The sequence below is a fragment of the Nocardia sp. NBC_00881 genome, assembly GCF_045207455.1.
In the GTDB taxonomy this organism is placed as follows: domain Bacteria; phylum Actinomycetota; class Actinomycetes; order Mycobacteriales; family Mycobacteriaceae; genus Nocardia.
In genome coordinates, this window is sequence record NZ_CP108798.1 from 525,712 (window position 1) to 537,986 (window position 12,275).

General features: G+C 66.5%; 13 protein-coding genes. 5 read left to right on the top strand and 8 right to left on the bottom strand.

Features of this window, described 5'->3' with window-relative positions:
• Positions 1 to 15: 15 nt before the first annotated feature.
• Positions 16 to 357, bottom strand: coding sequence for a hypothetical protein (locus OH799_RS01870; RefSeq protein ID WP_357270191.1), 342 nt, complete (start codon positions 355 to 357; stop codon positions 16 to 18).
• A 291-nt stretch (positions 358 to 648) separates the two neighbouring features.
• Between OH799_RS01870 and OH799_RS01875 the strand changes: the two genes are divergently transcribed.
• On the top strand, positions 649 to 1,158 hold the full coding sequence (locus OH799_RS01875) for a mycothiol transferase (RefSeq protein ID WP_406274800.1): 510 nt from the start codon (positions 649 to 651) through the stop codon (positions 1,156 to 1,158).
• Positions 1,159 to 1,247: 89 nt separating this feature from the next.
• A complete protein-coding gene (locus OH799_RS01880; RefSeq protein WP_406274803.1) occupies positions 1,248 to 2,519 on the top strand; it encodes a metallophosphoesterase in 1,272 nt (423 codons plus the stop codon).
• Between the two features lie 16 nt (positions 2,520 to 2,535).
• Here the strand turns inward: OH799_RS01880 and OH799_RS01885 are convergent, their stop codons facing one another.
• Complete coding sequence (locus OH799_RS01885; RefSeq protein ID WP_406274806.1) at positions 2,536 to 3,951, bottom strand: AIM24 family protein; 1,416 nt, start codon at positions 3,949 to 3,951, stop codon at positions 2,536 to 2,538.
• Between the two features lie 317 nt (positions 3,952 to 4,268).
• Positions 4,269 to 4,565 carry a hypothetical protein gene (locus OH799_RS01890; RefSeq protein ID WP_406274809.1) on the bottom strand — a complete coding sequence of 99 codons (297 nt, stop codon included), beginning with the start codon at positions 4,563 to 4,565 and terminating at the stop codon, positions 4,269 to 4,271.
• Positions 4,566 to 4,975: 410 nt separating this feature from the next.
• Here OH799_RS01890 and OH799_RS01895 point away from each other — a divergent pair, with 410 nt between their 5' ends.
• Entirely contained in the window at positions 4,976 to 5,164 is a 189-nt protein-coding gene (locus OH799_RS01895) for a hypothetical protein (protein ID WP_406274812.1), read from the top strand.
• A gap of 292 nt (positions 5,165 to 5,456) precedes the next feature.
• On the opposite strand, the gene OH799_RS01900 is transcribed toward OH799_RS01895, so the two are convergent.
• The gene (locus OH799_RS01900) at positions 5,457 to 6,161 is read right to left on the bottom strand and encodes a DUF6081 family protein (RefSeq protein WP_406274815.1); all 705 of its coding nucleotides are present in this window, start codon (positions 6,159 to 6,161) and stop codon (positions 5,457 to 5,459) included.
• A gap of 7 nt (positions 6,162 to 6,168) precedes the next feature.
• Positions 6,169 to 7,101 carry an SAM-dependent methyltransferase gene (locus tag OH799_RS01905; protein ID WP_406274817.1) on the bottom strand — a complete coding sequence of 311 codons (933 nt, stop codon included), beginning with the start codon at positions 7,099 to 7,101 and terminating at the stop codon, positions 6,169 to 6,171.
• Between the two features lie 573 nt (positions 7,102 to 7,674).
• On the opposite strand from OH799_RS01905, the gene OH799_RS01910 reads away from it, so the two are divergent.
• Positions 7,675 to 8,580 (top strand): helix-turn-helix domain-containing protein, encoded by a 906-nt coding sequence (locus OH799_RS01910; RefSeq protein WP_406274820.1) that lies wholly within the window; start codon positions 7,675 to 7,677, stop codon positions 8,578 to 8,580.
• Between the two features lie 471 nt (positions 8,581 to 9,051).
• On the opposite strand, the gene OH799_RS01915 is transcribed toward OH799_RS01910, so the two are convergent.
• A complete protein-coding gene (locus OH799_RS01915) occupies positions 9,052 to 9,936 on the bottom strand; it encodes a LysR family transcriptional regulator ArgP (RefSeq protein WP_406274823.1) in 885 nt (294 codons plus the stop codon).
• Positions 9,937 to 10,009: 73 nt separating this feature from the next.
• Here OH799_RS01915 and OH799_RS01920 point away from each other — a divergent pair, with 73 nt between their 5' ends.
• Positions 10,010 to 10,633, top strand: coding sequence for a LysE/ArgO family amino acid transporter (locus OH799_RS01920; protein WP_406274826.1), 624 nt, complete (start codon positions 10,010 to 10,012; stop codon positions 10,631 to 10,633).
• Between the two features lie 9 nt (positions 10,634 to 10,642).
• Here OH799_RS01920 and OH799_RS01925 read toward each other — a convergent pair whose 3' ends face one another.
• Both OH799_RS01925 and OH799_RS01930 read right to left on the bottom strand, forming a co-directional pair.
• Positions 10,643 to 11,449, bottom strand: a complete 807-nt coding sequence (locus OH799_RS01925; protein ID WP_406274829.1) for an LLM class flavin-dependent oxidoreductase — start codon at positions 11,447 to 11,449, stop codon at positions 10,643 to 10,645.
• A gap of 69 nt (positions 11,450 to 11,518) precedes the next feature.
• Complete coding sequence (locus tag OH799_RS01930) at positions 11,519 to 12,232, bottom strand: TetR/AcrR family transcriptional regulator (protein WP_406274832.1); 714 nt, start codon at positions 12,230 to 12,232, stop codon at positions 11,519 to 11,521.
• Between the last annotated feature and the right edge of the window lie 43 nt (positions 12,233 to 12,275).

Here is a 12,275-nt window from a genome sequence, read left to right on the forward strand (position 1 = left end):
TGCGCGTCGTCGTGGTCAGAACGCGCTTCCGGTGCCGGGCAGGAAGAATCCGAGGCCCGGCCAGATGCCGAAGGGGCTGCCCCAATAGCCGAAGGGGTTGCCCCAGGCGCCGTAGCCGCCCCAGCCCCCGTAACCGCCCCAGCCCCCGCGATCCCAGCCGCCGTGGCGGTGCCGCCCGCCGTGGCCCCAGCCGCCGTGGATCTCCTCACCCTGGTTCGTCTGCTCGACCGCGACGGTGGGCCCCTGCGCCAGCGCGGGTGCCGCCGTGACGGCGACGGGCGTCAGCGCGATCGCGGAAGCCAGCGCCACTCGGGCGATCACTCGCCGGGCACGTCCGGCGTCGACGTCTTGGATCATCGGTACTTCCTCACTTCGGTACGTACTGTCCAGTCGGTGACCAACTGGCTGGTCTGGTCGACATCAATTCCCTCGGGAGGCAAGAGAACCAACCTCGCCGGTTTATATCGTACCGTTAAATAACGGCTCGTTCAATATGGCGCAATAGTACGGGAATTCGATGCTCGGACCGTCGATCCGATTCGCACCGAATGGGAATCGAGTCCCGCGCGTTGGCTGAATGTTCCGGCGCGTCGGCGTATGGGTGGGTACGGTCGACGGCACCAGACATCGATGTAGGAGCCGACAACGATGACGAGTGCCGATGTGCTGACCGATGCTTTCGAACGGATTCGAGAGGTGGTGCACGAAGCGGTGGACGGGCTCGGCGAAGACGAGCTGGCGCACCGGATCGACAAGGGCGCCAACTCGATCGCGTGGCTCATCTGGCATCTGACCCGGGTGCAAGACGACCACGTCTCCGAAGTCGCCGACGTCGAGCAGGTGTGGACGGCGCGGCGCTGGTACGACCGGTTCGGCCTGTCTATCGATGCGAGGGCGACCGGATACGGTGACCGTTCCGTCGACGTCGCCGTCATTCGCGCCCCGGCCGAGCTGCTCGTCGGCTACTACGACGCGGTGCACGAGCAGACGCTGCGCTTCGTCCGGAAATTGGGCGACAGTGACCTCGAACGGATCGTGGACATCCGATGGGATCCGCCGGTGACGCTCGGCGTACGGCTGGTCAGTGTGATCTCCGACGATCTGCAGCACGCGGGTCAGGCCGCCTTCGTGCGTGGCGTCATCGAGCGGACGACATGAGCCGGGAGTGAACCGGACGCGGCACGCACTGTCGATGCGGTGACGTAAGTTGGTGCCGCGGAACCGGATTGTTCACAGAGAGTGCAGCCGTGGTCGTTGTGATCGTTCTCGTCGGGATCGTCGTCCTGGCGTTGTGCCTTGTCGTCCTGGCGTTGTTCGGCGTGCTGCACTGGTATGTGTGGCGGCGTCTCGTGCGGGATACGACCACCGCCGGATCCCGCGCGCGGCGCGTCGGCACCGCCGTCGTGGTGGCGTGCCCGCTGCTGCTGGTCGGCACGGTGGTGGCCGAATTGGTCTCGGCGCCATTGCCGTTCGTTCGCATTATCGCCTGGCCCGGTTACCTGTGGGGCGTGCTGTTCGTCTACCTACTGTTCGCGCTGTTCGTCGGCGAGCTGGTGCAGCTCGTGCTGCGGCGGTTCGGCGAGAAATCAGTGCCCGAACCGGTCGCCGCCGTCGTGTCCGCGGACTCCGCATCCGAGTCGCATGCGTTGACCGACACTGTTGTTCAGTCGCAACCTGAGGCCTCGGTCGATCGGGTGCCGCGCCGGGTCTTCGTCTCTCGCGTCGTGGGCGGGGCGGCCGTGGCCGTCGCGGCGACGACAGTCGGCTCAGGGACCTACAGCGTTCTCAACGGACCGAGCGTCAAGCACGTGGCCGTGCCTCTGGCGAAACTGCCGCGCCGAGCGGACGGGTTCCGCATCGCGGTGGTCAGCGATCTCCATCTCGGCCCGATCCTTGGCCGCGGCTTCGCCGAGCGGGTGGTCCACACCGTCAACGACACTCAGCCGGACCTCATCGCCGTCGTCGGTGATCTGGTGGACGGCAGTGTCGAGCACCTGCGGTCCGCCGTCGAGCCGCTGGCCGACTTGCACGCGCGCCACGGTACGTTCTTCGTCACCGGCAACCATGAGTACTTCTCCGGTGCCGAACAGTGGATCGACCACGTTCAGGAGCTCGGGATGCACCTGCTTGCGAACGCCCGCACGGAGTTGCCCGGATTCGATCTGGCGGGCGTGAACGACCTGCAAGGCGAACGTACCGGGCATGGCCCCGACTTCGGCAAGGCACTCGGCGATCGGGACCGCTCGCGGACCGCCGTCTTGCTGGCACACCAGCCCGTGCTCATCGATGACGCGGTAGCGCACGGTGTCGATCTGCAGCTTTCCGGCCATACTCACGGGGGCCAGATCTGGCCGGGCAATTACCTTGCGGGGCTTGTGAATCCCACGGTCGCCGGTCTGGAGCGGTACGGCGATACTCAGTTGTACGTCACCCGGGGAGCTGGGGCGTGGGGTCCGCCGGTGCGTATAGGCGCACCGTCGGACATCACCGTCGTGGAACTCGTGTCACCGCAGGCGTGACACGCGAACGCTCGCGCTATCCGAACAGTCCGCCGAGGACCCCGCCGCTCTGGCCCGCCTCCTGGCCGCCGCCCGTGCCGCCGATGAAGCCGCCGGGTGGCAGCTCCGAGGGCTGCACGATGACGAAACCGCGGCCGGAGAACGATAGCGTCATGCCCTCGCCGGTGCTGCGACCCATGAGCCGGCCGAGGCCGAAGGAATCGTTTCGTTTGATCCCGGTCTGCAGGCTCGACGACCAAGCCACTGCCGCCTGCGGGTCGGCATAGGTCGGCTGGTCGACGTTGAGCACGACCGGTGTGCCGTGTGTGGTGATCGCGATGCGGCCCCGGCCGGTGAAGACACAGTTGAACAGCCCCGCGTTGCTGGCGAATCCGGCGGCGCCCTGCACCATGCGGACGTTGTATGTCAGCGTGGAATCGAACGCGAGCACGTTGGCGCCGTTGATGGTGAGGCCGTCGGTGCCGTCGAGATCGATGGTGTGCACATCGGCGGCGCCGTTGGCGACGAACAGGTCGCCGCGGCCGGACACCTTCATCAGCGGAACACCCTCTCCGGTGAGCCGCTGCTGGATCGCTCGTCCGATGCCGCCCGAGCCGAGCGCCTGGAACTGCAGGTCGCCCTGGTAGGCGACCATCGACCCGGCGCGGGCCATGACCTCGCCGTTGACGGCGACCTTGATCATCTTGCCGCCCTGCTTCTGGATGCCGGCGCCGGTGACTTCGGCATGGCTCGGGGCGAACAGTTCGCTCTGCATCGGCAGCGCTCCTTGCTGGGGTGAGGGCATCGGTGGTGGCGGCACCGGGGTAGGCGACGAGGGATAGGCCGGTGGCGGTGAAAAAGTCGGTGACGCGGGGTGATACGGCTGTGCCACCGGATTGGTCGGTGGGTACATGGGTGGGGGAGGCGCGGCGGGTGGCGGAGTCGGAGGTGCGGGCTCGTCGTCGATGCTCACGCCGAACGCGGTCGCGATCCCGGCCAGGCCGTTGTCGTAGCCTTGGCCGACCGCGCGGACCTTCCAGCTGCCGCCGCGGCGGTAGATCTCCACGCACACCACGGCGGTCTCGGTGCTGAGTCCGCTCATCGGGAAGGCCAGCCGGCCCGCATCGGCCGCGATGGTCGCGCGCAGCGAGCCGACGCTCGCGAAGGTGGCGGGCCCGCTGCCGTCCAGGCTGGCGGTGACGACCACGCGGTCGACGTCGGCGGGTAAGGCGGAGGCCTGTATCTCCACCACGTCACCGGAACCGCGGCCGTGCCGGTAGGTGACGCCGGGGGCCACCGGCTGGTTGAAGAACACGAAGTCGGCGTCGGACCGTACTCGCCCTTCGGGGTTCAGCAGTAACGCCGAAACGTCCACGGGGACCGAACACGTAACGGTGACCGTCAGCCGATCGCCGGGAGCGGGGCGGTTCTCACCGCGGGCGAGATCGGTCACGGCGGGCCCTCCAGTGCGCAGGCGCGCCGTCCGAATGACATGGGATTCACGGCCTCCAGTGTGTCGTGCCTCCGGAGTGTTCGCTACCGAGCCGGGTCTGAGCCGCTCACGCTCCACCGCGGCTCGGGCCGTCGGACCCGCGTGTCATCGCCCGAACAGGTGGCCGGGGCCGACATCGCCCGGGACACCGCGGGCGAGAGTGTCCGATGTCGGCAGGGTGGTTTGCCTGCGCACCCTGCAGGGCGGGACCCGGTCCGCACATGTCGGCGGCGAGGGCCCGGCCGTATCGGTCAGGCCCTCGCCGTGGCGGGTGCTGGTCAGAGGAGTTCGGCGTACATGGTGCCGTCGAGGATGCCGAATTCGACCTGTCCGGGGAACAGTGGCACCGCGCCACTGGCGTGCTGGGCGTAATTGAGCGCGATGGTGTCGGTCGCCCAGCGGTGCAGTGGACGGGGTAGACGCAGAACTCGGTGGTCGGTGCAGCGGATGTAGGGGTAGGTCGTTTCGCCGGGCACGGCGAGGGGGTTGTGGATGTCGAGGTCGGCGATGTCCAGGACCAGTCCGGTCTGCTTCGCGGAGGCGACGGTCGGAGGCTGCAGTTCGATGTCGTCCATGACCGAAGACGGTAGCCCGGAGGATGCCGGATGCGCGTTATTCCGAGCGAATGTCCGCAGGATTTGCTGCGGGATAGGTGTGACGGTGAGGTTCATCGAACCGTCGAACCTCACCGCTACCACCAGCGATCGCGGTCGGCTTGGGCGTACCGGTCCCGCGCTGCATGTCCCGGGGCCACCGGGACAGGGATGAGCGTAGGCGACGCTAATGGTTCGCGGTGGCGTTTCCGCGAATCGGTGCGCATGCGCTTTCGATGCGAATCTCTCCCGATGCCCGGGGGGTGATGGGTCCTGCGCATGCCATGCGGAGGATCGCGGTCTACTATGCGTGCGGCATGAAAAAGGCTGTGCGCGTTGAGTATCCGCAATAGCCCGCGCCATCGGTTCGGAATCTCAGGAAGGTGGAAGACGTGCTGTACGCAATCGTAGCGGCCATTGTCGTTACGTTGTTGGTCGGTTCGGCCGCGGCCATGGTGTGGGATCCGCGCCGCCGGGACGACAGTTTGGACGAGTTCGAGCGAGATCTGGCCGAGAGTGACGCTATGGCACAGGATTACGCCCGAACTCGCCGTGAGTGGCCACGTAAGGAAATGATCTGAGCGATGGCGGCGTCGGCGCCGCCCCACTGCGACAGGTAGTTCGGCGTCACGGATTGTGATGCCCGGTGATGTCGAACATCTACTCCTGGGTCGCACGACCGGGTTGGTACCGCTCGACAGCGGTGAGATCGCACGACGTGATCCCGTGGTGGACATCCGCCCGCCCGGACAGCATGGCGCCCAGTCGTACTCGGCTGGGCGCCAACTCCGCCGAGGTCATCGTGGTCGTCGGCCAGAGCCATCACAGGTCTGCGTGCCCAAGGCAAGCGCAGGCCCCGGTCAGCGGGTGTGCTCAGTCCACGGTGAATTTTCGCCAGAGACCATGCAGGCCCTGTCCGCGCAGCGAGGTGCTTTGCCCGTCACGGATCGGGTGCAGGGTGATGATGCCGAATCCGATCTGAACTTTCTCCGGCAGGTTCAGCACGTGTGCGGTGTAGACGGGGGTGGCATCGACCGACCAGCCGACGGTGCTGGCATCGCGGTCGATGGTGACCGCGTAATGGTGGAATTCGGCGGGTTTGATGTCGATGCCCGCAAGCGGAGCGTGCACGATATGCGTGAACGCTTGTTCCTTGGGTACGACGCCAGGCACGAACAGCCGTTCGTGAATCGCGTAGGCGTGCTTGCTGGTCGCGATCAGGTCGAACACTTGGGCGCTGCCCATGTCGAGGACATTGAAGGCGGCGAACCCGTCCCGGTAATCCTCGCCGGTGGAGCCGATGTTCTCGGCTGCCATCTCCACCGCGAAGGTCCGAGGTCCGCCGTTGAGGTCGAATTCCTGTACCGACACCAGCAGATGCTTCGGGTTGTCGAGGATCTGGACGTCCGAGTGCGACCGGGTGAAGGCGTCGATACGGACCGATACGGTGCCGTCTTCGATGTCGGTCCGGGCCGAGGGGTCGGCGTAGCTCCAGGCTTGGCCTTCCCCCAGCGGAACTTCCAGAAAACGCCACCGGTCGTTCCGGAGGTCTGGTCCGTTCAGTTCGTCATAGGTCATTGTCGCATTACCTTTCCGTCGAGCCGCCGCTGGCGGAAGCAGGTCGATAGTTCTTGCTTGCCGCCCTGCGATGCAGGGAGGTCACGACGGTGTCCGGTGATCCGGATTTGTAGCCTAGTCCGCCCAGCAGCAGCCGCTCCTCGGTCAGCCGCGGGCGCACCGCCGGGCCCATCGGCCACCAGTCGTCGAGTTCGACCAGGCCGGGCTCGATCAACTCCAGATCACCGAAGTACGAGGCGATCTCCTCGTGAGTCCGGTACCAGCCGGAGCCCAAACCCATTTCGGTGAAACGCCGTTGCAGCTCGATGGCCATGTCGTGGGCCTCGGAGCCGTCGGCGGGGTCATAGAAATGCGTAATGCCGACGTACGAACCGGCGGGGAGAGCGTCGATGTAGTCGCGCATGATTCCGGCAGGATCCAGCGCATCGTCGACGTGGTGCAGGATTCCGCACAGGATCAGCGCCAACGGGCGGGTGAGGTCGAGATGCGGGGTGACCTCCGAGTGCGTAAGCAGGGTTTTCGGCTCGGTCAGATCGGCAGGCACGAAGTGGGTGAATTCGTTGCGTTCCAGCAATACTCGGCCGTGGATATTGCAGACCGGATCGTTGTCGACGTACACGACCCGCGCTTCGGGGTTCTGCTGCTGGGCGATCTCATGCGTGTTGCCCACGGTGGGCAGACCCGCCCCGATGTCGAGGAATTGGTCGATGCCCACGGTCCCGGACAGATACCTGACCACGCGGTGCAGCCAGCGGCGGTTCATCCGGGCCACGTCGCCCTGGCGTGGCGCGACCTCGGCGACCTTGTCGCGGACGTAGCGGTCGACCTCGTAATTGTCTTTGCCACCGAGGGTGGCGTCGTAGACGCGGGCGATGCTCGCCCGCGTCGTGTCCACGCCGACCGGCGCACGGACACCGGTCTGGGGAGTGGGATCGGACATGAAGACCTCTCTATGCATTGCCGCAGCCTGGCTCACCAGCCTAGAGTCCACCGATTATCACGGCAATAACCTCGGATATGTTCGGCCAGTGATGATTTCATCTCGCCGAAGGGCGATCGTTTCGACCACGACCGAGCGGTGGATACTGTACGGTGCCGCCGGGTAGAACCGCGGTGGAAGCTCGCGACCCAGTCCGAGCACCAGTTGACGCCGTCCTGGAAGTCGCAAGGTCGATGCTGGTGAAGCTGAGGACATCGGCCGGCTTCGCCCGGACGTCCCGGTCGGTGATCCGCGGAACGTTCGATGTCAGGCCGGGCTCGGTGGTCGTGGAACAGGTCAGCCGCCGCCGTAGGCAACTCTACGTACCGGGGCGGCTCGGTTGCCAGGAATTGCCTTCAGCTTATTGCCTTGTCGCTCTTGTGAATCCATGCCTCCACACCGCGGATTCAACCTGTGCTCGCGTCGTTGTCCGGCTTCGTGCGCGCCGAGTAGGATCGGCAGCCGACATCAGATGATCTGTAATGGTGGAGGCAGTGCGCCCCGCGGTCTACCCCCTATCGGCCGGAGGCATCTATGACGAATGACGAAGACAACAGTGGAGACGCGGAATCTCTCGCGGCAGAACGTGGTCCGACGGTACTGCGGATCGCGCTCGGCAGTCGGCTGCGTCAGCTGCGCGAAGGCTGCGGGATCAGCAGGGAGGTCGCGGGCGATTCCATCCGCGGATCGCACGCCAAGATCAGTCGTCTGGAGTTGGGGCGGACCGGGTTCAAGGAGCGCGATCTCAGGGATCTGCTGACCCTCTACGGTGTTGTCGACCCCGCTGAACGCGAAACATACCTGGAATTGGCTCGCCGGGCCAATGACCCGGGCTGGTGGCAGCACTACAGCGACCTGCTCCCTGCCTGGTTCGAGACCTACATCGGCCTCGAACAAGCCGCGACCACGATCCGCACCTACGAGGCCCAATTCGTACCTGGTCTGCTGCAGACCGCCGACTATGCCCGTGCGGTGATCCAGCTCGGCAACACGGACGAAACCGAGCGGCGGGTTGCCATCCGAGTGCGTCGACAGCACATTCTCTTTCGGGTCGTCGCCCCGACCCTGTGGGCGGTCATCGATGAGAACGCGCTACGCAGACCGGTAGGCGGGATGCAGGTGCTCCTGGAGCAGATCGAGCACCTGGTCGAGATGGCCGAGCGCCCCAACATCAGGATTCAGGTGCTGCCGTATTCGGCCGGAGGGCATTCTGCCGCGGGTGGGCCGTTCAGTATCCTGCGCTTTCCCGAGACCGAACTACTCGACATCGTCTACACCGAGCAACTCACCAGTTCGCTCTACCTGGACAAACGGCGCGACGTCGAGCTGTACATGTCGGTCATGAACCGGCTCAGCGTGGAAGCGTTGTCACCACCGGGCAGCCTGCAATTCCTCAAAGACCTGCTTTCGGAGATGCGCTCGGGCGAAGGGATTGCCTGAGGTGTGGTCTGCCGCATGGCACCGCCCGGTGCCCTTCTCGGCGCGATGCCGAACAACCTCGATTCGGTGGTAGCGGCTCCACGGATGAGACACGTCCTCATGGGGGAGAGTTCGCCGACGCGACGCGGTTGGATCGATGTGGCAGTATTTCTTTCGAGGTCGGGGTCTGAGGATAGACTCGGGCACTGGCTGGTTCGCCCACGGCGGCCCCGATACGAATTGGGGCCACCGGCGGGACCGAAGGGTGCGACCAGCGAATCCTGCGGTATGAGGACGAGCCGGATCGGGTTGCCTTCCTTGTTTCCGCGGTGCGGAAAGTAGTTCCCATCCGACCAGTCTGCGATTCCGAATCACCTTGCGGTGCTGCCGTGCCCACGGTCGCGCCTTCTCGGATACGGCGTCGCCGGGCCTGGGTGTCCGCCCTTCTGGTCCGGCGGAGTCGCGGGCCCCGCGTGCGTGGTCGGGCAGGGGTCAGCGTAACGCGTCGGCCGCCGCGTCGGCGATGGTGGCGGCGACAGCGCTGAGGGCGGGGGAGTGTACGCGCCACTGCTGCCAGTACAAGGGGACATCGATGACGACGCCGGGGTCGATCGGTACCAACCGACCGGCAGCAAGATCATCCTCGGTTTGCAGATCGGGCAGCATGCCCCAACCGAGTCCTAGGCGGACGGCCGCCGCGAATCCCGTGGACGACGGGACGTAGTGGCGCGGCGGATCGAGTGGCTTGCGGCTGCGGCGACGGAGGAGCCGATCCTGCAGGTCGTCTTTGCGGTCGAAGAGCACCACCGGCGCCGCCGCATAGGCCCCCGCGGTGGTGGCGCCGTCACCGAACCAGGTCCTGGCGAACTCTGGACTGGCCACCGGTCGGTAGCGCATCGCACCGAGTCGCTCGACTTTGCACCCCTGCACCGGTTGTGCGGTGGCCGTGATCGCGGCCATCACGGTGCCGTCGCGGAGCAGCCCTGTGGTGTGCTCCTCGTCCTCGCGATGGATCTCGAAGCACACCCCGGAAGGCCCACGCCCCAGCGCGGACATCACCCAGGTCTCCAGCGAATCGGCGTTCACCGCGATCGGTACCCGGGTCGGACCCCTGGACAGCTCGTCTCCGAGTTCGCGCGCGGTGTCCCCGGCGAGCAACTCGATCTGCCTGGCCAGCCGGAGCACCGCGAGCCCGGACTCGGTGGCACGCACCGGTTTCGTTCGCCGCACGAGAATACGCCCCGCCGCGTCCTCCAGCGTCTTGATCCGCTGACTGATCGCCGATGGCGTCACGCTCAGTCTGCGCGCCGCCGCGTCGAACGTCCCCTCGGTGATGGCGGCGTCGAGTGCGCGAAGCTGGTCGAGCTGGAGATCCATATTAAGAGATCTTAATGATAGATAAGAACCTTTAGCTTGTCGCGCTATGGTGCCGGGTTTAGCGTCGACCGACGTGAGCGTTTCTTCCGCGGCGGTGGCGGCCGTATCCGGTTTGGGCTTCGGCCTCTCCTTGATCGTGGCGATCGGTGCGCAGAATGCCTTCGTGCTGCGCCAGGGGATCAGCGGCAGACATGTGGCGGCTGTGGTCGCCGTGTGCACGGTGTCGGACATCGTGCTGATCGCGGCTGGTGTCGGCGGTTTCGGCGTGATCGTCGAATCTGCCCCGGGGGTACTGGTGGTGGCGCGCTACGCGGGCGCGGTGTTCCTGATCGGGTATGCCGTGCCGACCGCCCGGCGGGCGCTGTCGCCTGACGCACTGAGGTGCGAAGCTGCCAGGGCCACCGCCGCATTCGGCGCCACGGTGGCAACCTGCCTGGCGCTGACCTGGCTCAACCCGCACGTCTACCTGGACACCGTGCTGCTGCTCGGCTCCTTCGCGAGCACCTACGCGAGCCCGGACCGCTGGTTCCTCGGCGCGGGCGCGATGCTGGCCAGCCTGCTCTGGTTCACCGCACTGGGATTCGGCGCGCGACTGCTCGGACCGCTGTTTGCCCGCCCGCTGGCCTGGCGGGTTCTGGATTCGGTGATCGCGGTGGTGCTGCTCGTACTCGGACTGGGGCTACTGTGCAGCGGGTGAACAGCGAATTCACAACTGTGCCTTGATCTTTGCCACGAACTCATAGTCGTCACGCCACTCCGGACCTGAGAGGGCGAGGACGACCCGTTCGGCGCCCGCGTCGGCGTAGGCGGTCAATTGTTCGGCCGCTCGGCCGGGATCGGTCGAGAGGCGGGGTGCGACGACGGTGACGGCTGGAGGCCGTCGGCCGTATTCGTCGGCGAGCGCACCCAATTCGGTCACGCTCGCGCTCACCTGGCGTGGCTCGAGTCCGATGGCGACCCAGCCGTCACCGTAGGCGGCGGCGCGGTGGCGTGCCCGCGGTGCGTCGCCTGCCACGAGGACCGGCGGCATGAGTGCGCCCGGCGACAGCGTGACCTCGGTGCCGTCGGGTAGCGTCGTCGGCCGCCCGGCGACCAGGTCGGGCAACACTCGCAGCGCCTCGTCGGTGCGCCGCCCGCGGTCGGCGAACGTTGCCCCGGCGGCGCGCCATGCGACATCGCCGTGCGCCGGATTGCCGGTGCCGACGCCGAGGACCAGGCGATTACCGGAGACGTGCTGCAGTGTGGCGATCTGCTTGGCCGCCCAGGCCACTGGTCGCAACGCCAGCAGCATCACGCCGTAGCCGACGCGGATGCGCTCGGTTGCCGCGGCGGCGGTGGCCAGTACGACGGTGCTGTCCAGGATCGGTGCGCTGGCCACCAGATGATCGGTGGCCCACACCGAGTCGAGCCCGATCTGCTCGGCGAATCGGGCGCTTGCCCGTACGTCTCCGAGGATGGGATTCACGGGATCGGGCGTCGAGGTGGGCAGGATGGTGCCGATTTCCAAGGTCATATTCTTGACGCTACGAACCTCTGGCGGCCATGCCAATGCCTCGGCGACTCATCTCGATGTCTTGAACGCTCATGCCGACCCGCTGGTGTCCGAGGGGATTCGGTGTCGGGCTGCGCTCGGGTCGATCCGCACCGGAGTGTGGCCGGCGTCGACCGGGTCCTGGGTGAATGACGCGTTGCGTCCCAGAGGCTCACTGGGAGCGGACGGGCGGGGGAGGAGCGCCTCGACCAGAGATCTGGACTCGGCAGCGGGCCCCGTCGCTCCGAACGCCTGGGTCGTCGCGTAGACGCCCTCCATCACGAGCATCAGCTGATCGGCCAGCGCCGACGGGTCGTGGATCGTCGTGGTTGCCGCAAGTTCGTCGACCAGTGTGCTGAACTGTTCACGCACCCAGCTCTTCATCCCGACGGCGTGCTGGTGGCTGGACAGGTCGCGGTCCGGGAACTCGCCGAGGGCGATGAGAAACGGGCAGCCGCGACATGATTCGGGACCGACCTGGTCGGCCAGCGCGTCGAACAGGGCAAAGATGCGCTCGCGCGGGCCGTCGCCCTCGGCGGCGGCGCTGAACCAGTCCCGGTAATGACGGTCCTCGCGTTCGAGGTAGGCGGCGACGAGGTCGTCCTTGGAGGCGAACAGTCGATACAGAGTGGGCGGAGCCACGCCTGCCGCGGCGGCGACGCGGTCCACACCGGTCGCGCGAATCCCCTGCTGATAGAACAGCTCCCGCGCGACGAGCAGGATGTGTTCCCTGGTCTCCGCGGCAGCTCGACGTTTCGGCTCCACGGGTCTAGAGTAGCTCGTGTCAGCAATGTTAGGGAACGTTCCC